The sequence below is a fragment of the Rhabdobacter roseus genome (assembly GCF_014202275.1).
GTDB classification, from domain to species: domain Bacteria; phylum Bacteroidota; class Bacteroidia; order Cytophagales; family Spirosomataceae; genus Rhabdobacter; species Rhabdobacter roseus.
In genome coordinates, this window is sequence record NZ_JACHGF010000004.1 from 92173 (window position 1) to 113027 (window position 20855).

A 20855-nucleotide genomic window follows, 5' to 3' on the forward strand; every position below is an offset into this window, starting at 1 on the left:
ATGGACAAAGCGGCCCTACGCGCACAGTTCCTGCGGCGACGGGAGGTACTTCGTCCGGACGAGCTTCAGCGCCTGAGCTTTCGCCTGGCGGAGCGAGTGCTGAGGTACCTGGAGCAACATCCCCAGCAGGTACTTCACGTATTTTTGCCGCGCGTCGGGAAAAACGAAGTGAATACCTGGCTACTGATAGAGCAGCTGCGCGTGCAGCGGCCGGAGGTACAGCTGGTAGTACCCCGCGTGGTACCCGGTACTTTTGAGCTGGAGCACTACCGCCTTACGCCCGAAGTACCCCTGCTGACGAGCCGCTGGGGCATTCCCGAGCCCGATCCGCTGCGGGCCGAGCGAGTACTTCCAGCCGGGCTCGACCTGGTGCTGGTGCCGCTGCTGGCTTTTGATGAAGAAGGCTACCGCCTGGGCTACGGCGGCGGGTTTTACGACCGTTTTCTGCCGCTTTGCCGGCCGGAGGTACCTAAAATAGGCTTATCGCTCTTCGCGCCCGTCGCCTGCATTCCCGACCGCCACGCGTACGACCGGCGGCTGGACGCCTGCTTCGCGCCGGAGGCGGACTGGTACTGGACGTAAGGTACCTCGAGCCGTGGACCAGAAAAATCCCTGACAACTATCCTAGTTGTTTTAAGAATCTTCGTACTTTTGCGCCAATTTTTTACCAACCCTTTTATGTTTTACCCAACTAATTAGTAAAAATGAAAATCGCAGTTGTAGGTGCTACCGGCTTGGTAGGCAGCGAAATCCTCAAAGTGCTCGAAGAGCGCAACTTCCCCGTAACGGAATTATTGGCCGTTGCTTCCGAAAGATCGGTTGGTAAAGAAGTGACGTTCAAGGGTAAACAGGTCAAGGTGATCGGGTTTGAGGACGCCATCAAGGCCAAGCCCGCCATCGCGATTTTCTCGGCCGGTGGAGGTACTTCGTTGGCGCTGGCCCCGCGCTTTGCCGAAGCCGGCATTACCGTGGTGGACAACTCGTCGGCCTGGCGCATGGATGCCACCAAAAAGCTGGTGGTGCCCGAAATCAATGCCCATACCCTGACCAAAGAAGATAAGATCATTGCCAACCCCAACTGCTCGACGATCCAGATGGTGGTGGTGCTCAATCCGCTGCACCACAAGTACCAGATCAAGCGCGTGGTGGTGTCGACCTACCAGTCGGTGACGGGCACGGGCAAGGCCGCCGTGGATCAGCTCTATGCCGAGCGCAAGGGCGACCATAGCGTGGAGAAGGTGTACCCGCACCCCATCGACCTGAACGTGCTGCCGCATATCGACGTTTTTCTGGACAATGGTTACACCAAGGAGGAGATGAAGATGACCAACGAAACCAAGAAGATCATGGGCGACGATAGCATTGCCGTAACGGCCACCACCGTGCGGATTCCCACCATCGGGGGGCACTCGGAAGCCGTAAATATTGAGTTTGAAAACGAGTTCGACCTGGCGGAAGTACGGGCCATCCTGGAGCAAACCGAAGGGGTCATAGTGCAGGACGATCCCAAAAACTTTGTGTACCCCATGCCCCTGACGGCGCACGGTAAGGATGAAACCTTTGTGGGGCGGATCCGGCGCGACGAGTCGCAGCCCAAAACGCTGAATCTCTGGATCGTGGCCGATAACCTGCGTAAAGGGGCCGCTACCAACGCCGTGCAGATTTCGGAGTACCTCGCCAAGCACGACCTGGTAGAAGTACCCGCCGAAGTGTAATTACAATCTGACACCTTTTTTTGATAAAGTACCTGTGCAGCTACTGCCTCCGGGCAGTAGCTGTTTTGGTTTATACAGGTACTAGCCAAGAGTAGAACCACCCACTTACCGATCTACCTCCCCCATCACGATGTCGATGGAGCCGATGATGGCAATGAGGTCGGCCAAGAGCGCACCGCGCGAAATGTCCCCGATCACCGACAGGTTGTGGAACGAGCAGGCGCGGGCTTTGCAGCGGACGGGTACATCGGAGCGGCCGTCGGTGCGGAAGAAAAAGCCCAGCTCCCCCTTGGTACTTTCGGCCCGGGCGTAGAAGTCCATCGCTTTGGGACGGATTTTCTTGGGTACCACGGCCTGCGGGTTGAAGTCGCGGGTACGGGGGTAGTTTTGAGTGAGCTGCTCCAGGCATTGCTCCATAATTTTCAGCGACTCCCGGCACTCGGCCACGCGCACCCAGTTGCGGTCCCAGCAGTCGCCCAAGGTACCTACTTCACCCTTGCCGATGGGTACCTCAAAGTCGAGCTCCGGGTATACCGAGTAGCCATCGACCCGCCGCAGATCGTAGCGCAGGCCCGAGCCCCGCAGTACGGGCCCTGTGCAGCCGTAGTTGATGGCCGTCGGGAGCGGAAGTACCCCCACATGGGCGGTGCGTTGCACAAATATCTTATTCTCGATCACGAGCTGCTGCAGCTCCGTGAGCTTGGGTTTTAGGTACTTTATAAATTCGCTACAACGCTCCTCAAAACCCACCGGCAGGTCGTAGAAGAGCCCGCCGATCCAGATGTAGTTATAGAGCATCCGCGCTCCGCAGGTCCACTCGAGCATCCGCAGGATATGCTCGCGGTCGCGGATGAGCCACAAGAACGGACTATACGCGCCGATGTCGAGCGCGTAGGTACCTATGGCAATGAAGTGCGAGGCGAGGCGGTTCAGCTCGGCCACCAGCACCCGTATGTACTCCACGCGCTTGGGAATGTCGTTTTCGATGCCCAGCATCCGCTCCACGCCCATCACGTAGGCGTGCTCGGAGTTCATGGCGGCCACGTAGTCCATGCGGTCTACGTAGGGAATGATCTGGTTGAAGGGTAGCGACTCGGCGTGCTTTTCGAAGCAGCGGTGCAAGTACCCCAGGTGCGGCACTACGTCCACGATCACCTCGCCGTCCGTGACTACTTCCAGCCGAAGTACCCCGTGCGTGGAAGGGTGCTGCGGCCCCACGTTCAGGACCATCTCCTCCCGGCGCAACGTGGCCGCTGTGTACTTGTTAGGTTCGGAGTTGGCGAAGTGCTCGGGGCGGTATTCGTATTGGATCGTAGGGCTGCTCATGGAATCATAAGAACTAAAGGAGGGCAAAAATACGGAATTATACAATACCGCTCCGAAAAGCCCACGCTACCTTTATCTTCATTTTTCCGGGATTTTTTACCAAAAAACCGACGATTTCTGCAATTCATCGAATAAATACGACCACTCACCTTTTTACAAATACTTTTACTAACAGAAATCACACTATACATCGCCTGTCTGCAGGTAGAGCATAGATATTTCGTAACGTTGAGTAAAATGGACGACCCGCTGGCCTTGCTGACGGGACGTTTTTTTTGGTACCTACCCCATTGAGGCTTCTCCTTCCTTCGGAAGGTACCTCCAGCCGGGGAAAACAAAGGTACCTGGTAGGGGACGCATAAAAAAACCACCTCAGGTACTTTGAGGTGGTTCAGGATTTTCTTCGGGCCGAAACTCATCGCCTTACAGGGAATTGATCCACTTGGCAATTTTGGTAATATCTTCATTAGGTACCTGTGGCATGGGGGCCATCGGCGGGTAGCCGGGCCAGTTGCCAGGCTCAGGCTTATGTACCAGCTCAATGATTTTTTCGGTAGAGTACTTCCGTTTAGCTACCTCAGCGTAGGCCGGGCCCACAAGCCGCTCGTAGGGCCGGTGGCAGGCAAAGCACGTGTGCTTGTTGAGCAACGCCGCAATGTCAGCGGGAGTTTCTTTCTGCGCCGGGGCGGCAGCAGCGGCCGGAGTGGCGGCGGGTTCGGCCTTTTTGGCTTCGGCACCTTTTTCCTTAGTAGCTGCCTGTACATCCTCGGTGGTAGTGCCGAGGGCAGGTACCATTTCTCCGCCGTGTTCGGTACGCAGCCCGCTCGCTCCCCCTACTTCGCGATCAGCATTATCCGTCACCGAAAGCGAATTGATGGTATCCGGGTCAATCTTTTTTTCGTCGGCAGCGACCGACGAAGCGGCTTCTTCACGCGCTTGGCGACCTTTGCCGTAATATTTATTGTACGCTTCCTGATCCTCCTTGGAGGAGCAGCCTATCCAAAGCGAGCCTACCAGGGCCAGGATGACGAGTGAGGTTACTTTTCTGAGTGCCATTGCTTGACGAATAAGTTTTTTATTTTTTATACAAAAAAAGGATCGGGAACAAGAGGTACCCGATTTTCATGCTTTAAATAAAGCAACGTTAGCGGCTTATTTCCTAATGGAAGAAGCAAATAAATATTCTACAAATCCATGCCAGGCTCGGAAAAGGGTGAAAGCGAGTACGATGGAAACCAAACGGAAGAATATTTTTTGAAAAGCATCTATTGCTAATTAATACAAAAGTACTAATTTTGCAGTCCTATTCGTAAAATGACGTAAAGCAATGGCTAAGAAAGGTAATAGAGTTCAGGTAATTTTGGAATGTACCGAGCAAAAAGAGACGGGAGTACCCGGTATGTCGCGCTACATCACGACCAAAAATCGTAAAAATACGCCCAGCCGGATGGAATTGAAGAAATTTAATTCCTTTCTGAGACGTTATACCGTTCATAAAGAAATAAAATAAGTAATACATAGCGCTGCGGTCCGAAGGAAACGGACGATCCACAGCCCCAATCCTACCAAATTATGGCAAAGAAAGTAGTTGCTACCCTGAAGAAAGAAGGCGGTAAATCATTTGCCAAAGTGATTAGAGCCGTAAAGTCACCCAAGACGGGGGCTTATACCTTCAAAGAAGAAATGGTACCCATGGATGCTGTACAAAGTACCCTAGGTAAGTAATGCCCATTAAACCGGAGCGCGGGCTACCCGCTGGCAGCCCGGTACTTCCTGGAATAAAGAATGTAGGAAAAGTCCCAGTCGGGACTTTTTTGTTTTATTTTTGGCTGGTAAAAGGCGTACCTACGCCGTAGGTACCTCATCGCTGAGCAGACATTTAACCTCAAAAACGCACATGGGTTTATTTGGTTTTTTTTCCAAGGAAAAGAAAGAAACGCTGGATAAAGGGCTGGAAAAGTCGAAGGAAAACTTTTTCGGGAAATTATCCCGGGCTTTGGTGGGCAAAACCACCGTAGACGAGGAAGTACTGGACGAGCTCGAAGAAATCCTGATTAGCTCAGACGTGGGCGTAGGTACCACCGTGAAGATCATCCGGCGGATCGAGGAGCGCGTGGCCCGTGACAAGTACGCCACGACCGACGAGCTCGACCGAATCTTGCGGGAGGAAGTAGCCGCGCTACTCCAGGAAAATAAGTCGATTGACATCACCGATAGCTTCGAGACCGAGCACCTGCCCAAACCCTACGTGATCATGGTCGTCGGCGTGAACGGCGTGGGCAAGACCACCACCATCGGGAAGCTGGCGCACCAGTTTCAACAGCGCGGGCGCAAAGTAGTGTTGGGCGCGGCCGATACCTTCCGGGCGGCGGCCGTGGACCAGCTCAAAATGTGGGGCCAGCGCGTGAATGTACCCGTGATTGACCACGGCATGAACACCGACCCCTCGGCCGTAGCCTACGACGCCCTCAAAAAAGGCGTGGAGATTGGGGCGGATGTGATCATCATTGACACGGCCGGTCGCCTGCACACCAAGGTAAACCTCATGAATGAGCTCGGCAAGATCAAGCGCGTGATGCAAAAGGTACTTCCCGACGCGCCGCACGAGGTACTTTTGGTGCTCGACGGTAGCACCGGCCAGAACGCCGTGATCCAGGCGCGCGAATTTACTAAGGCTACCGAAGTAACGGCCCTGGCCATTACCAAGCTCGACGGCACGGCCAAAGGTGGGGTAGTCGTGGGCATTTCGGACGAATTCCAGATCCCGGTAAAGTACATTGGAGTAGGTGAGAAAATGGATGACCTCCAGGTCTTCGACCGCATGGAGTTTGTGGATTCGCTCTTCAAACGGATTGGCTAACGAGTATTTAGTGTATGCGGACGGTTGATATCTTGCTGATTTTCCTGGTTATCTTCGGGCTGTTGGGCTGGTACATCTGGCGGATGCTCCGCTACACCCGCGACACCGTGGGGGAGAATTCCCCCTTTGTCGTTAAGCGTACCTACCAGCTCACAGCTCAGGAGTACTGGAATAGCTGGACAATGCGGATTAACTATATGTTGTATAGTGTGTGCGTGCTGGCGCTCATTTCTCCCTTTTGGGCGCTTCCTTTTCGCGCTGATGGTGCCAGTAATACCGGCATGCTTACGATTGGTTATATACTATACGGAATCTTTTGGCTTCTTTGCTTTTGTTTACTCCTCCACAATGGCATCTTGGATCTGAACTACTGGCACCATTCGCGGGATAAAACGATTATCTTTGATCCGCAGGCGGGTACCGTTCAGTTTATCACACCCACCCAGGTACTTACGCTGCGCGACAAAGCCGAGCTGAAAAAAATAGTGGCTTACAGTAACGATAAGCCCAAGAATTCCTATGGCTACTACCGGCTGTACTTTGCCGGCGGCGAGGAGCTGATCCTGACCGACCGCTCACCGGGGCTGTGGGTGGTTTTAGAGTACTTTCAGCACGCCTTTACCGAGTCGCATTACCAGTACTTTCCCTTTATTCGCTAGGCTCGTTTTTCTGCCAAATTATACCGAACTTTGCGGCCCCATTAGGGGTTCATTCTCAGTAGCTTTGGGGTACTTTCTGTATCCGAGCTACGTATTATTTACTTTGCTGGCATGAAAACCAAAGGAATTCGTAAGAATAAAGTCAACATCGTAACGCTGGGCTGCTCCAAAAACCTGGTGGACTCGGAGGTACTTTACACCCAACTCAAAGGCAACGGCTACCAGGTGGCGCACGAGTCCAAGAAAGACGACGCCCAGATCGTGGTCATCAATACCTGTGGCTTCATCGACGGGGCCAAGGAAGAATCCATCGATACCATCCTGCGCTACGTGGATGCCAAAGAGGCGGGCCTCGTGGATAAAGTATACGTGACGGGCTGCCTCTCGCACCGCTACAAGGATGAACTGGCCGTCGAGATCCCAACCGTCGACGCCTGGTTTGGCACCAACGAACTACCCCGCCTGCTCAAAACGCTGAAAGCTGACTACAAGCACGAACTGGTGGGCGAGCGCCTGCTTACTACGCCCACGCACTACGCATACCTCAAGATCGCCGAGGGCTGCGACCGGCCGTGCAGCTTCTGTGCCATTCCGCTCATGCGGGGCGGGCACGTGTCGCGGCCTATGGAGGAGCTGGTGACGGAGGCCCGTTCGCTGGCCCGTAGGGGTACCAAGGAGCTCATTCTCCTTGCCCAGGACCTGACCTACTACGGGCTGGACATTTACAAAAAGCGCAACCTGGCCGACCTGCTCCACCGCCTGGCCGACGTGGAGGGCATCGACTGGATCCGGTTGCAGTACGCGTACCCATCGGGCTTCCCGCTGGATATCCTGGACGTGATGCGCGAGCGCCCGAACATCTGTAACTATCTGGACATGCCGCTCCAGACCGGTTCGACGGAGGTACTTAAGACCATGCGTAGGGGGATCACGCGGGAGAAAACCGAGGCGCTGATCGATACCATCCGCGAGAAAGTACCCGGCATTGCCCTGCGTACGACGCTCATTGTGGGGCATCCCGGCGAAACGGAGGCCCATTTTGAAGAAACCTACGAGTTTGTGCAGAAAATGCGCTTCGACCGGTTGGGCGTTTTCCAATACTCGCACGAAGAAAATACCCATGCTCACTCGCTGCCCGATGACCTATCCGCTGAGGTGAAGCAGGAGCGGGCCGATGCCATCATGGAACTTCAGCAGCATATTTCGTGGGAGCTCAACCAGGAGAAATTGGGCAAAACCTACAAGGTGCTTTTTGACCGAAAAGAAGGAGGGTACTTTATCGGCCGCACCGAGCACGACTCGCCCGAGGTCGATAACGAGGTACTTTTGCCTGCTGCTCAGCACGTACGGCTCGGCGATTTTGCAGCGGTAACAATTCGCTCGGCCGAGGAATTTGACCTTTACGGGGAATTAGCTCCCTAAAGATTTTGGATTTTTACGTTACTCGTTACTTTTGTGTAGCAAACACAGACAAGCTTTCTATACTTTCAATTTTTCATTAAAAATGTTACAACGCATTCAGACCCTGTTCTTAGCCATCACGGCGCTGGCCATGGGGGTCTTTTCAGCCACTCCACTCTGGGAAAAAGTAGCGGCCGACGGCCTCCAACGGGTTAGCCTGACGGCCTTCCGCCTGGTTCACCAAACCAACCCGGTACAGTCAGAGGTACAGTCGGTTTTCTACCTGGCGCTGCTGGCTATTCTGGTAGCCGGGGTGTCGGTATTCACCATCTTTAAGTACAAGCAGCGCCTGTTGCAGTCGGCTCTGTGCGCTGTTAACTCCATCCTGATGACCGCCCTATTGGCCTTGACGGTGTACCAGACTTTTTATAAAGCCGCTAAATTTTTTGAGCCAGAGACGCCCGGAGACTACCAGATCGGGTTTTATGCGTTGGTGGTGGCTATGCTGGCCAACGTCATGGCCAACCGCTTCATTCGGCGCGACGAGCGTACGGTGAAGGAGTCCAACCGGATGCGCTAGATTAATCCTTCCTTCAGGAGGTCGTGCAGATGTACGAATCCTTTTACCTGGCCGTACTCGGCCACCACGACCTGCGTGATGTTGCGCGCCTGCATGAGCTGTAAGGCATTAACTGCATATTCGTCGGTGCTTACGCAGATGGGGTCCGAGGTCATGATTTGCCGGGCCTTCAGGTTCATGAACGTTTCGTCGGCGTGTTGATTAAGCATGCGTCGTAGGTCTCCGTCCGTGACAATGCCTACGAGTTGATCCTCCTCGTTGAGTACCGCGGTTGCCCCAAGTCGCTTGGAGGTGATTTCCAGAATCACTTCCCGAACCGTCGCGGATTCGGCCACCCGTGGGAGGGCGTTATGCGGATAAATATCACTAACTTTCAGGTAGAGTTTTTTGCCGAGGGAGCCGCCGGGGTGATAGCGGGCAAAGTCTTGCCGGGTGAAGCCGCGGGTTTCCAGCAGGCAAATGGCCAGAGCGTCGCCCAGGGCCAGGGCGGCGGTGGTACTGGTGGTAGGAGCCAGGTTGAGAGGGTCGGCCTCGTGGGGAGCATAGGCGTGCAGAACATGGTGCGCGTGGCGGCCCAGGTAGGAGTCACGGTTGCTGACCAACGCTATGAGCGTCACGTTGGTCCGCTTGAGCAAAGGTACCAGCACTTTTATTTCGGGCGTGTCGCCGCTCTTGGAAATAGCAATGACCACGTCGTTGAGCTGAATCATTCCCAAATCACCGTGGATGGCGTCGGCAGCGTGCATGAAGAGCGCCGGGGTACCCGTAGAATTAAGGGTAGCCACAATCTTTTGGCCAATGAGCGCACTCTTGCCGATCCCCGTAATGACTACCCGGCCACCGGCGTTAAGAATGGCCTCTACGCACTGCTCAAAGGAAGCATCGATGCGGTCGGCCAGGTGGTGAATAGCTTCGGCTTCCTGCCTTAATACATCTTTTGCAATGGACTGGATATTTTTTACTAATTTCAAATTTGAAATACTGTTTTATAATTAACTAATTTTAATCTTGGAATCACAAGCAAAGATAGAGAACTTTGGAATAACCCATTTGTTGACAAAGGCATGATACAGCAGGTTGATAAGGTCGTTTTAGACACGTTGAAAGAAAGACTGAAAGAGATATTTGGCTACAGCCAGTTCCGGGGCGACCAGGAAATAATTATCCAGAATATACTAGCGGGAAAGAATACGTTTGTGATCATGCCGACTGGAGCCGGCAAATCGCTCTGTTATCAGCTTCCGGCGCTAGTAACGGACGGCATGGCGATTGTGATTTCGCCGCTGATTGCGCTGATGAAGAATCAGGTGGATCAGATGAATGCCTTTGGTATCAACGCCCAGTTTCTGAACTCCACGCTTACCAAAGCCGAAATGAACCGGGTGAAACGGGATGCGCTGGATGGGTCGCTGAAGCTGCTGTACATCGCCCCCGAGTCGCTTACCAAGGAAGAGAACCTGGATTTTCTGCAAAAGACCAAAATCTCGTTTGTTGCCATTGATGAGGCGCACTGTATCTCGGAGTGGGGGCACGACTTTCGGCCGGAGTACCGCCGCATTCATGGCATCATTGACAACATCGGCGATCTGCCCATCATTGCCCTTACGGCCACTGCTACGCCCAAAGTACAGCAGGACATCCGGAAGAACCTGCAGATGGAAGAGGCCGAAACCTTTAAGTCGTCGTTTAACCGGAAGAATCTTTACTACGAGATCCGATCGAAGAAAGACTCCAAAAAGCAGCTGATCCGGTACATTCGGAACAACAAGGGGAAGTCGGGCATCGTGTACTGCCTGAGCCGCAAGACGGTGGAGGAAATTGCGGAACTACTGAGCGTGAACGACGTCAAAGCGCTGCCCTACCACGCTGGCCTTGACAGCGCTACCCGCATGGCCAATCAGGATGCTTTCCTGAACGAAGACGCCGACGTCATTGTGGCCACCATTGCCTTCGGGATGGGGATTGACAAGCCTGACGTACGCTTTGTGATTCACTACGATGTACCGAAGTCGCTGGAAGGCTACTACCAGGAAACGGGCCGGGCGGGCCGGGATGGACTGGAGGGCAACTGCCTGATGTTCTACAGCTACGAGGATATTCAGAAGCTCGAGAAGTTTAACAAGGACAAATCCGTCACGGAACGCGACAACGCCCGCCACCTGCTGGGGGAAATGGTGGCCTACGCCAACCTGGGAGTATGCCGGCGTCGGCAACTGCTGAGCTACTTTGGCGAGTACCTGGACAAAGACTGCGGCTTCTGCGATAACTGCATGAAACCCACCGAAAAAATCAAGGTACAGGGCGAGGTAGAGCTGGCCTTACGGGCCGTTCAGCTGACCGAGCACCGGTTTGACGGCGAGCACATTGCTGATCTGTTGATAGCCCGGGAGAACCAGTACGTGCGTAGCTATGAGCACGACAAACTGGATGTGTACGGCAAGGGTACCGAACTCAACGAATCCCACGAATTTTGGATTTCGTTGCTACGGCAGCTGGTTATTTTCAACTACCTGGAAAAGGACATTGAAAACTACGGTGTACTACGACTCAGCGAGAAAGGCGCAGCTTACCTCAGCGACCCATATCCGATTTCCATCACTAAAGATCATAACTACGAAGAGGAGAATATTGATAAGGCGGATGAAGACGATAAGGAGTCCTCAGGCTCGGGTAGCGGCAGTGGCCATGCCTACGACGAAGCACTGCTGGGTTTACTTAAGGCGTTGCGGAAAAAAGTAGCCAAGGAAAAGGATCTTCCTCCCTACGTCATTTTCCAGGATCCCTCGCTGGAAGAAATGGCTACGACCTACCCCACTACCCAGCAGGAAATGGCGCAGATCAACGGCGTCGGGATGGGGAAAGTGCAGAAATTCGGGCGTCAGTTTATTGAAGCCATTAGTCGCTACGTAGAAGAAAATGAGATTGAGACCGCCAAGGATGTCGTGATCAAGTCAACGGTCAATAAGTCCAAAGTCAAGATTTACATCATTCAACAGGTAGATCGAAAAATTGATCTGGAGGAGATTGCCGAGGCCAAAGACTTGTCGATGGAAGATCTTATCGAGGAGGTGGAGCACATCTGTTACTCGGGTACCAAGCTCAACCTCGACTATTACATCAATCAAATCATGGACCGCGATCGTCAGCGCGAAATCTATGATTACTTTATGAGTGCCGAGACTGATAATATTGCCGTAGCCCTGGCTGAATTTGCCGGTGAGGACATTAGCGAAGAAGAGCTCCGCCTCATGCGGATCAAGTTTTTGTCTGAACTTGCCAACTAATTCACGCCAACCATTAAGGAGGTGATCCAGCGAGGATTACCTCTTTCATCTTATTATCTTACTATGAATATACTAATACTGGGATCAGGTGGTCGTGAACACGCTTTTGCGTGGAAAATGGTACAAAGCGCTCTTTGTGATGATTTGTTTGTGGCACCTGGTAATGCAGGAACGGCCACGATAGCCACGAATTTGCCTATTTCGTACAATGATTTTGAGGCTATTGCCCAAAGCGTATTGGAAAAGCGAGTGGACCTAGTTGTCGTTGGCCCCGAAGAACCCCTGGTAGCGGGTATCGTAGATTATTTCCACGGCCGGGCGGACCTCAAGCATGTGCGCATCATCGGACCCACGCAAGCGGGTGCCCAGCTAGAGGGCAGCAAGGATTTCTCCAAACACTTCATGAAGAAGTACGGAATTCCTACTGCTAATTCCCAAACTTTTACCAGCGAAACGCTGGAAGAAGGAATGGCTTACCTGCAGAATCACCCGCTTCCCATTGTGCTTAAGGCCGATGGCCTGGCGGCGGGAAAAGGAGTGATTATCGCCGAGACTTTGCTGGAGGCCCAGGAAGCCCTGCGGGCGATGCTGGTAGGAGGGAAGTTCGGTGCGGCGGGTCAAAAGGTGGTCGTGGAGCAGTTTCTAAGGGGCATCGAGCTGTCGGTTTTTGTGCTCAGTGACGGCGAAAACTACAAAATTTTGCCGGAAGCCAAGGATTACAAACGCATTGGTGAAGCCGATACCGGACCCAATACCGGCGGCATGGGAGCCGTATCCCCGGTTGTGTTTGCGGATCATAACTTTCTGCGAAAAGTAGAAGAGAAAGTAGTGAAGCCCACCATGGCAGGCCTGCGCAGTGAGAATATCAAGTACGTAGGCTTTATTTTTATTGGTCTGATGAATGTGAAAGGAGAGCCGTACGTCATTGAATACAACGTACGCATGGGCGATCCGGAAACTGAAGTAGTGCTGCCGCGTATCCAGTCTGACCTGGTGACGCTGCTGGCTGCCACGGCCAAAGGTACCCTGCATGACATTGAAATGAACATATCACCGCAGGTCGCCGTAACCACCGTGGTGGTATCAGGGGGGTATCCCGAAGCCTATGAAAATGGAAAGCTGATTACTGATACCAATAAGGTGGACGATGTTTTCGTTTTTCATGCAGGAACGACTTTTAACGGAGACACGGACGTAGTGACGAACGGAGGCCGGGTTATGGCCCTGACCGCCCTAGCCAATTCCATCGAAAAAGCCGTTCAGAAGTCACAACGGGCTGCCCAAACGGTGCAGTTCGAAGGCAAGTACTATCGACACGATATTGGCGTCGATTTAATTCGTTATAAAGATTGAGGAGTTTAGCATATGGGATGTATATCATGTACATCCGGAGGCTGCGGGACCAATGGAGCAACGGCTCCCGGATCAGCGGCCCCTGGATGTGGAAGCAAAGGCAACTGCGGAACGGGCGGTTGTAATAAAATGAACGTTTTTGACTGGCTGGGGCACATGGAAGTACCCCGTAGCCAGCGGTTCGATGTACTGGAAGTAAAGTTTAAGGGCGGACGGAAAGAATATTTCCGAAACGTGAACCAGCTGGACCTCACAACGGGTGATTTTGTGGTATGCGAAATGCAGTCGGGCCATCACATTGGCATGGTGTCGTTACAGGGTGAGCTGGTACGTCTACAGATGAAGAAGAAGAACATTGTTCTTAACGACGACCTGAAAGTCATCTACCGTGTCGCCAACGAAAAAGACCTGGAAAAACACACCCAGGCCCTGGCGCGTGACCTTCCTACCATGTACCGTACGCGGGAGATTATTCGGGATATTAAGCTGAACATGAAGCTGTCGGACGTGGAGTACCAGTCTGACAACACCAAGGCTACCTTTTACTATTCGTCGGATGAGCGCGTCGATTTTCGGGAGCTCATCAAAGTACTAGCTACGGAATTCAAGATTCGGGTAGAAATGCGGCAGATTAGCCTCCGGCAGGAGGCCAGTCGCCTAGGTGGGGTGGGGTCCTGCGGGCGAGAACTGTGCTGCTCTACCTGGCTCACCGATTTTAAGAGTATTTCTACCTCGGCGGCCCGGTACCAGAACCTGTCTCTAAACCCCGCCAAACTGTCGGGGCAGTGCGGGCGGCTGAAATGCTGCCTCAACTACGAGCTCGAGACCTACATGGATGCCCTGCGGGACATTCCCAGTGTAGAAGCCCCGCTGAAAACCAAGAAGGGAAACGCCACGCTCCAGAAAACGGATATTTTCAAAAGGATCATGTGGTTTGGGTTTGATAAAGATTCTAACTGGTACCCGGTCCCCGTTGATAAAGTAGCAGAGATTCTGGAAATGAACAAGAAGGGGGTTTTACCGGAATCGCTAGAGGTACTTATCCCGGAACCCATTGTCGAGACGGTAGAGAAAGGGGTTACTTCTCTCAACCGGGATCTCGACCGGCTTGACCGAAAATACAGCGGAGAAGAACCTAAAAAGAAAAAGAAAAAAAGCCGGAATAATCGAAATCGCAGCCGAAATAAACCAGCCGCTCCGCCCAAAAGCTGAGCGAAAATCAGGAGGCTGCCCTTGTACAAGGGCAGCCTCTTTTACTGCTTAGCCTTCCTTATCAGCTATGAATTCATACGTACAGCAACTGTGCCAAATCGCCCAACAGCCTTCGCGAAGAATCATTGGCCTCATGTCAGGTACTTCTCTGGATGGACTGGATGTAGCCCTGTGCCGGATAACCGGAGCTGGACCAGCCATGCAGCTCGAACTCGAGTACTTTACTACCGTTCCGTATACGGATGCTTTTCGGAACGAAATACGGAAGGTATTTGCCAAGTCGGAGATCAATTTCCGGCAGCTATGCGTGCTAAATCCCTACCTGGGGCGCCAGCACGGCCAAATGGTTCTTGCCTGCCTGGCCGACTGGGGCGTTGCGGCGGCTGAAGTCGATCTCCTAGCCAGCCACGGGCAAACCGTTTACCACGCTCCCCAGAAGCAGCACGGCCTCCCTCATTTTCCTAATGCTACCCTGCAAATTGGGGATGGTGATCACGTGGCGGTCACGACGGGCATTATTACCCTCAGCGACTTTCGGCAGAAACACCTGGCGGCCGGAGGCGAAGGAGCACCCCTGGCCGTGTACGGCGACTACCTGTTGTTTACCAAGCCGGGGGAAAACCGTATACTCCTCAACCTGGGCGGCATCGCAAACTTTACCTACCTGCCCGGTACGGCTGACGCAGCCGCGGTATTTACCACTGACACCGGACCGGGCAATACCCTGATCGATGCCTTGGCCCGGCAGTACTTTGACCAGCCCTACGATCAGGAAGGAGCCATCGCGGCGCGAGGACACATCCATCCGGGCTTGCTTCATTACCTCAAGCAACACCCTTTTTTTGAGGCTGACTTTCCTAAGACAACGGGCCCGGAAGTGTTTAACCTTCACTACCTACAAGAGGCACAGCAGCGAAGTGGTACTACCTCCGTAAAACCAGAAGACCTCCTGGCTACCCTCACGCGTTTTAGTGCCGACACCGTAGTCCAGGCCATGCGCCATTTTCTGCGTGCCGATCAGACCTACCAGCTATACGCCAGTGGCGGTGGCGCGCACAACCCGGTACTGATGCGGCACATCCGCGAGCAACTACCCGGCTGCCCCTTGCGGCGCACCGACGAACTGGGAATCCCCGGCGATGCCAAAGAGGCGGTACTGTTTGCTGTTTTGGCCAACGAAACCGTGGCGGGTGGTGGCACTGACTTCGGCGGGCGCGAGGGGGTACCTTCCATCAGTATGGGAAAAATCTCCTTTCCCGGCTAGTAGAAAGAGACTTAGGGCTTAAGCAGGAGCGAGTTCCGAATAAGGAGATAGTCTCCCTGCGCGTTAGTGACCCTTTTTTGAAAGCCTTCTTGGGGGTACTTTTCCAGGAATAGTTGAAAACTCTCATCTTGGGCGTAGAAGTGTTGCATATCCTGGGTCATCAGGATGAGGTTGATGTCTTTGCGCCGCACAAAGTCAATGAAGTCCTCTTGCTGTTCTTCCACGTGTATCCACTCAACCGGATGGTGCCGGAGCATAACCCAGTACCAGTCGCGCTCAAGGGTGCGCAAAGTACCCTGGTAGGTTAGCGCATTGAGGTAACGAACGTTGTCAGCGGCGGGGGTAGGTAGGGTTCTCCGTTGGGCTTGGTAGGCCTGTATCCCCAGCCAGCCCAGCAGCAGAAGGAATAATACTCCCTGTCTGATCGCCAAAGGTACCTGACGAACGTCCGCTCCTTCCCGGAACGACACGCTTTTAAAAAGCAGGGCGGTAAAGTAAAACAGCCACAAAACGTGGAAAACCAGGTAGTGTACGCGAGGGTATACCAAAATGGCCGCCAGGAGCGCGGGAAGGGTCATGAGGAGCGTCGCACCAAAGGTAGTCAGGTCAAAGGCGTTGACCAATCCCCGCCAGGTTTTACGGTAATCCAGAAAAAACAGGGCGGCCAGGACGACCAGACCGACCAGCACCAGCCGCGCGCGCGCGTACCAGTCAATGAAAAGTGTCTGAAAAAAAATAGCCCAGAAGTTCCGCAGATTATGCTGAAAGGTACTTTGAAAATTGGAGAAAAGATGCTTGACTACCAGGCCGGGTTTGGTCCGAAAGGCGTCCGACATCGATTCTACCTCTGCCCCAAATACCCCGTGAAATACCTCCATCTGCTCCTTGATGGTGAGCGGTTGAGGTTGCCCATTCCAATCGCTATAATTGATGACGAAGTGTTGCTGAAAGGCGTCGTTGCTCCGGTTGCTTTCGCCCGTAGAAAGCGGTAGCCCAAATAGTAAGTGCAGGCAGGTGCTGGCCACCAGGAAACCTACGAGCCAGCCATAGCCCCTCCACGGCCGCCGACGGAAGGCCACAAGCGCCGCCCAGCCGATCGCCAGCAGGAAAGAAATATAAAACTCGGGCCGGCAATAGGCACACAGTAGCGCTACGAAACCCAGCAGCAGGATGCGTACGGGAAGTGCGGCTTTCCAGAAATTAAAGAGAGCGAGTGCCGCCAGAATGAGGCAGAACGGAAAGAGCGAAATCTTAGGGTTGATGGGTAAATTCTGGGGAGAAAATAAAAAAAGTACCGCGCAAAACACGCTGATCCAGAAGCTCACCCGGAATGAACGGTAGTAAACAAAGGTCAACAACCCAGCTAAAATACTCAGAAGTACCCAATTGAAATAGTAAAGATCCAGTAAGTCCGGGATAAATAAATGCCAGAATGCGTACCACGCAGCGTACAGAGGCCCCCATTGGACACCGCCTGGAAATGGAATGGCAAAAGCCGCTCCGGAACCCAGGTAGGTAGTTTCGTCCCCGAATTGCAGGTCTTGCCACTGGGTGAGACGGTGGGTAAGAATGAGCCCCGCCACGAAAAGCAGCACGAAGCCTAACCAGTTTTTGGGAGTATTTTTCATAAAAACAGGTACGCCCGACCTGGTGAAGTACCCAGATGCTAGTGCGATGGCCGCAAAGATAAGGAAAGCACGCAAAAAGGCTAAGGCAAAGTCAAGCCATCTCAAGATAGGGTACTTTATAAAGTACCTTGGCGCTACGGGGCATTGTGGGTTAGGCTTTTGCGTCGTTACTTTGTGGGCTCATTGCCGGTAGTCGGAGTGGAACGCTCGGGCTATTGGGTACTCACCTGGTATTTTCATGTACGATATTCTAGTAGTAGGCGGGGGAATTGTGGGGTTAGCTACGGCCCTGCGTCTGAAAGAACAACGCCCCGGCCTCCGGCTGCTCCTTCTGGAAAAGGAAGCAGAAGTAGCAACGCATCAAACCGGTCATAATAGCGGGGTCATTCACTCAGGGCTTTACTACAAGCCCGGTAGCCTGAAGGCAACCAATTGCATTCGGGGCTACCGCATGCTACTCGATTTCTGTGATCAGGAAAGCATTCCCTACGAGCTATGCGGCAAGATTGTCGTCGCTACGCAGCTGGAGCAACTACCCATTCTCAACGGACTCTACGAGCGGGGAATCCAAAACGGCCTAACCGATAATCGAAAAATATCCAGGGAAGAAATGCGGGAAATTGAGCCGCACGTCCAGGGCCTGGAAGGTATCTGGGTACCTTATACGGGGATTATCGACTACAAGCAGGTGAGTGAAAAGTACGCCGAGCGTCTGCTGAGGTTGGGGGGCGAAATTCGCTTTGGCGAACGAGTAACCAACATCCGCCACCGTAACGGGCAGGCAGAGGTACTTACGGCGCAAGGTGCCAGCTACAGTACGAAGCTGATCGTTAACTGCGCGGGCCTTTACTCCGACAAAGTAGCGCAGCTGACCCAGCCCGAAGCCATCAAACTACAAATAGTACCTTTTCGCGGCGAGTACTATAAAATCCGCCCCGAAAAACACCACTTGGTCAAAAACCTGATCTATCCCGTTCCGGACCCCAACTTCCCTTTTTTGGGGGTACATTTTACGCGCATGATCGGCGGGGGAATCGAGGCGGGCCCCAACGCCGTCCTGGCCTTTCGCCGTGAGGGCTACGGCAAACTAGACCTGAACCTACGTGAACTATCCGAAACGCTGGCCTGGCCTGGTTTCCGGAAAGTAGCAGCCAAGTACTGGCGCACGGGGCTGGGAGAAATGTACCGCTCCTTTTCCAAGGCGGCTTTTACCAAAGCCCTACGGGAACTCATCCCCGAGATCGGAGAGCAGGATTTGATTCCCGGCGGTGCGGGCGTGCGCGCCCAGGCCTGTGATTACGACGGGGGCCTGCTGGACGACTTCGCCATTCTGGAAAGTACCTACGCCGTCAACGTCTGCAACGCGCCTTCCCCCGCGGCTACGTCGTCACTAGCCATCGGGCAAACGGTCTCGGAGCGGGTGCTGGCGCGCTTGTAACGGGCAGCTCTAGGTACCTGAGCGCCTGGCACAAGGTACCTGGGCTGGCGGCGTCTTGGCCAAAAAAGTACCTTCACGAGCCTTCGTACGATTGGGTGGGCCCCTTGCCCTGAATATAATTTAGAACAGCAGCTTGTAATTCAATTTGTTAAGCTCTATATTTGCAGTCCCGTTTTCAGGCGGGATTGCTTTTTTATGAAGTAATTTACTGAAAATCAATTATAAATCTTTTTGTTAATCGTGGATACGTTAAGCTACAAAACCATCTCGGCGAACAAAAACACAGTGAATAAGGAGTGGGTCGTTGTTGACGCCAAAGGAGAAGTGCTCGGTCGTTTGGCCAGCCAGATCGCCAAGATCATCCGTGGCAAGCACAAGCCTGACTTTACTCCCCACGTTGACTGTGGTGATAACGTAATCGTTATCAACGCCGACAAAATTAAGCTGACCGGAGACAAAATGACCGACAAGGTATATGTCCGTCATACGGGTTATCCGGGTGGTCAGCGCTTTCAAACCCCTCGGGAGCTACTGAGTAAGCACCCTGAGCGCGTCATCGAAAAAGCCGTAAAAGGTATGTTGCCCAAGAGCCGTTTGGGACGTCAGCTTTTCACCAACCTGTTTGTGTACGCCAGTGCTGAACATCCGCACCAGGCTCAGCAACCCAAAGAAATCAAGTTCTAAGCCGTTTCAAAAGACGCAAAAGCGAACTCATGGAAGTTATTAACAAGATAGGTAGAAGAAAAACCGCCGTGGCCCGCATCTACATGACACCGGGCAAAGGTGAAATCCAGGTAAACGGTCGGGATTACAAGGAGTACTTTCCTTTTGAAGTACACCAAATCGTTCTGCAGCAGCCTTTCAGCACCATCAACGCCGGCGAAAGCTACGACGTAAAAGTCAACGTGCGCGGCGGCGGTATCAAAGGCCAGGCTGAGGCGGTTCGGATGGCCATTGCCCGGGCTTTGGTAGAGTACAGTGCTGACAATCGCCCTGCTCTCAAGAAAGAAGGATTCCTTACGCGTGACCCTCGTATGGTAGAGCGTAAGAAATACGGGCGTCGGAAAGCCCGCAGAAGATTCCAGTTCTCGAAACGTTAATCGTGGCCGGGCTGGGCTCCTGTTTTTTCGACTAGCCGTTGGGGAAAGTACCCCGCTCAAGGTAGTTAGTTCATCTTAGTCCAGGCGGTGCTTACTGTGTCCGGTGCACTGTGCTGCTTAGTACAATTTAGTTAACCAATTTATAAGAAATGGCACAAGTAGAATATAAAGACCTGCTCGATGCAGGCGTACACTTCGGTCACTTGACCCGTAAGTGGGATCCTCGGATGGCTCCGTATATCTTTATGGAGAAAAACGGGATCCATATCATCGACCTGAACAAAACCATGGGTTGCCTGGATCAAGCCGAGGCGGCCCTGAAACAAATTGTTCGTTCCGGTCGGAAGATCATGTTCGTTGCGACCAAGAAGCAAGCTCAGGAAATTGTAACCGAAGAAGCCAAGCGCCTCAAAATGCCCTACGTCACCGACCGCTGGCTGGGAGGAATGCTGACCAACTTCGGCACGATTCGCAAATCGCTCAAGAAAATGCAGAGCCTCGAAAAGATGCTCAAAGACGAAACCACGGTTAGCAATATAGCGAAGCGCGAACGCCTGATGCTGAGCCGCGAAAAAGAAAAGCTAGAGAGGGTACTTGGGGGTGTAGCTGACCTAACCCGCCTGCCGGCCGCTCTGTTCGTGGTAGATGTAAAGCGTGAGCACATTGCCGTTTCGGAAGCACAACGACTGAATATTCCCGTATTCGCGATCTGCGATACCAACTCGAACCCCAATCTGGTTGACTTCCCCATTCCGGGCAACGACGATGCTTACAAATCCATTTCTTTGATCACGCTGGCCATCGGCAAAGCAATCGAAGAGGGATTGATGGAACGTAAGCAGGATAAGGACGACCAACGCCTGGTAGAAGAAGAAGAAGCAAAACGTCAGGTAGATGCTCCTGCCGGTAGCGAAGAGGCACCCGTAGAGGCTCCCCGCGCGGCGGTTGAAGAACAAGACGAAGAGTAATCACGCCATGGCGAAGTACGGTTCGGAAATTGACTAATGATTAGTATCCGAATATAGATGAGTAGCC

General features: G+C 53.2%; 20 protein-coding genes. 16 read left to right on the forward strand and 4 right to left on the reverse strand.

Features of this window, described 5'->3' with window-relative positions; all coding sequences use genetic code 11:
• Together HNQ92_RS14300 and HNQ92_RS14305 are read left to right on the forward strand one after the other, a co-directional pair.
• Nucleotides 1-582, forward strand: coding sequence for a 5-formyltetrahydrofolate cyclo-ligase (locus HNQ92_RS14300; RefSeq protein ID WP_184174738.1), 582 nt, complete (start codon nt 1-3; stop codon nt 580-582).
• Nucleotides 583-704: 122 nt separating this feature from the next.
• A complete protein-coding gene (locus HNQ92_RS14305) occupies nt 705-1715 on the forward strand; it encodes an aspartate-semialdehyde dehydrogenase (protein ID WP_184174739.1) in 1011 nt (336 codons plus the stop codon).
• 105 nt (nt 1716-1820) lie between these two features.
• On the opposite strand, the gene HNQ92_RS14310 is transcribed toward HNQ92_RS14305, so the two are convergent.
• Both HNQ92_RS14310 and HNQ92_RS14315 read right to left on the reverse strand, forming a co-directional pair.
• Nucleotides 1821-3041, reverse strand: coding sequence for an NADH-quinone oxidoreductase subunit D (locus tag HNQ92_RS14310; protein ID WP_184174740.1), 1221 nt, complete (start codon nt 3039-3041; stop codon nt 1821-1823).
• 423 nt (nt 3042-3464) lie between these two features.
• Nucleotides 3465-4097: a c-type cytochrome gene (locus tag HNQ92_RS14315; protein ID WP_184174741.1), complete on the reverse strand. Its 633-nt coding sequence runs from the start codon at nt 4095-4097 to the stop codon at nt 3465-3467.
• Nucleotides 4098-4368: 271 nt separating this feature from the next.
• Here HNQ92_RS14315 and rpmG point away from each other — a divergent pair, with 271 nt between their 5' ends.
• From rpmG to HNQ92_RS14345, 6 genes are all read left to right on the forward strand, one after another.
• On the forward strand, nt 4369-4551 hold the full coding sequence (gene rpmG / locus HNQ92_RS14320) for a 50S ribosomal protein L33 (protein ID WP_184174742.1): 183 nt from the start codon (nt 4369-4371) through the stop codon (nt 4549-4551).
• A gap of 62 nt (nt 4552-4613) precedes the next feature.
• The gene (locus HNQ92_RS14325; RefSeq protein ID WP_184174743.1) at nt 4614-4766 is read left to right on the forward strand and encodes a DUF4295 domain-containing protein; all 153 of its coding nucleotides are present in this window, start codon (nt 4614-4616) and stop codon (nt 4764-4766) included.
• 172 nt (nt 4767-4938) lie between these two features.
• Nucleotides 4939-5901: a signal recognition particle-docking protein FtsY gene (gene ftsY / locus HNQ92_RS14330; protein WP_184174744.1), complete on the forward strand. Its 963-nt coding sequence runs from the start codon at nt 4939-4941 to the stop codon at nt 5899-5901.
• 14 nt (nt 5902-5915) lie between these two features.
• Nucleotides 5916-6560 carry a PH domain-containing protein gene (locus tag HNQ92_RS14335; protein ID WP_184174745.1) on the forward strand — a complete coding sequence of 215 codons (645 nt, stop codon included), beginning with the start codon at nt 5916-5918 and terminating at the stop codon, nt 6558-6560.
• 111 nt (nt 6561-6671) lie between these two features.
• The gene (gene rimO / locus HNQ92_RS14340; RefSeq protein ID WP_184174746.1) at nt 6672-7982 is read left to right on the forward strand and encodes a 30S ribosomal protein S12 methylthiotransferase RimO; all 1311 of its coding nucleotides are present in this window, start codon (nt 6672-6674) and stop codon (nt 7980-7982) included.
• 82 nt (nt 7983-8064) lie between these two features.
• Nucleotides 8065-8541 carry a DUF4293 domain-containing protein gene (locus HNQ92_RS14345; protein WP_184174747.1) on the forward strand — a complete coding sequence of 159 codons (477 nt, stop codon included), beginning with the start codon at nt 8065-8067 and terminating at the stop codon, nt 8539-8541.
• Here the strand turns inward: HNQ92_RS14345 and HNQ92_RS14350 are convergent.
• Nucleotides 8538-9512, reverse strand: coding sequence for a KpsF/GutQ family sugar-phosphate isomerase (locus HNQ92_RS14350; protein WP_184174748.1), 975 nt, complete (start codon nt 9510-9512; stop codon nt 8538-8540). The two genes, HNQ92_RS14345 and HNQ92_RS14350, sit on opposite strands and share 4 nt — an antisense overlap.
• Before the next feature lie 93 nt (nt 9513-9605).
• On the opposite strand from HNQ92_RS14350, the gene recQ reads away from it, so the two are divergent.
• From recQ to HNQ92_RS14370, 4 genes are all read left to right on the forward strand, one after another.
• Nucleotides 9606-11825, forward strand: a complete 2220-nt coding sequence (recQ, locus tag HNQ92_RS14355; RefSeq protein WP_184174749.1) for a DNA helicase RecQ — start codon at nt 9606-9608, stop codon at nt 11823-11825.
• 63 nt (nt 11826-11888) lie between these two features.
• Nucleotides 11889-13178 (forward strand): phosphoribosylamine--glycine ligase, encoded by a 1290-nt coding sequence (purD, locus tag HNQ92_RS14360; RefSeq protein ID WP_184174750.1) that lies wholly within the window; start codon nt 11889-11891, stop codon nt 13176-13178.
• Between the two features lie 129 nt (nt 13179-13307).
• Nucleotides 13308-14390, forward strand: coding sequence for a PSP1 domain-containing protein (locus HNQ92_RS14365; RefSeq protein ID WP_246440180.1), 1083 nt, complete (start codon nt 13308-13310; stop codon nt 14388-14390).
• 67 nt (nt 14391-14457) lie between these two features.
• Nucleotides 14458-15654, forward strand: coding sequence for an anhydro-N-acetylmuramic acid kinase (locus HNQ92_RS14370; RefSeq protein WP_184174752.1), 1197 nt, complete (start codon nt 14458-14460; stop codon nt 15652-15654).
• 11 nt (nt 15655-15665) lie between these two features.
• On the opposite strand, the gene HNQ92_RS14375 is transcribed toward HNQ92_RS14370, so the two are convergent.
• The gene (locus HNQ92_RS14375; protein WP_184174753.1) at nt 15666-17282 is read right to left on the reverse strand and encodes a hypothetical protein; all 1617 of its coding nucleotides are present in this window, start codon (nt 17280-17282) and stop codon (nt 15666-15668) included.
• A 238-nt stretch (nt 17283-17520) separates the two neighbouring features.
• On the opposite strand from HNQ92_RS14375, the gene lhgO reads away from it, so the two are divergent.
• The 4 genes from lhgO (at nt 17521) to rpsB (ending at nt 20788) form a co-directional block, all read left to right on the forward strand.
• Nucleotides 17521-18720, forward strand: a complete 1200-nt coding sequence (gene lhgO / locus HNQ92_RS14380; protein ID WP_184174754.1) for an L-2-hydroxyglutarate oxidase — start codon at nt 17521-17523, stop codon at nt 18718-18720.
• A 240-nt stretch (nt 18721-18960) separates the two neighbouring features.
• Complete coding sequence (rplM, locus tag HNQ92_RS14385; RefSeq protein WP_184174755.1) at nt 18961-19404, forward strand: 50S ribosomal protein L13; 444 nt, start codon at nt 18961-18963, stop codon at nt 19402-19404.
• Between the two features lie 29 nt (nt 19405-19433).
• Nucleotides 19434-19820, forward strand: coding sequence for a 30S ribosomal protein S9 (rpsI, locus tag HNQ92_RS14390; protein WP_184174756.1), 387 nt, complete (start codon nt 19434-19436; stop codon nt 19818-19820).
• Nucleotides 19821-19969: 149 nt separating this feature from the next.
• Nucleotides 19970-20788: a 30S ribosomal protein S2 gene (gene rpsB / locus HNQ92_RS14395; protein WP_184174757.1), complete on the forward strand. Its 819-nt coding sequence runs from the start codon at nt 19970-19972 to the stop codon at nt 20786-20788.
• Nucleotides 20789-20855 lie beyond the last annotated feature (67 nt).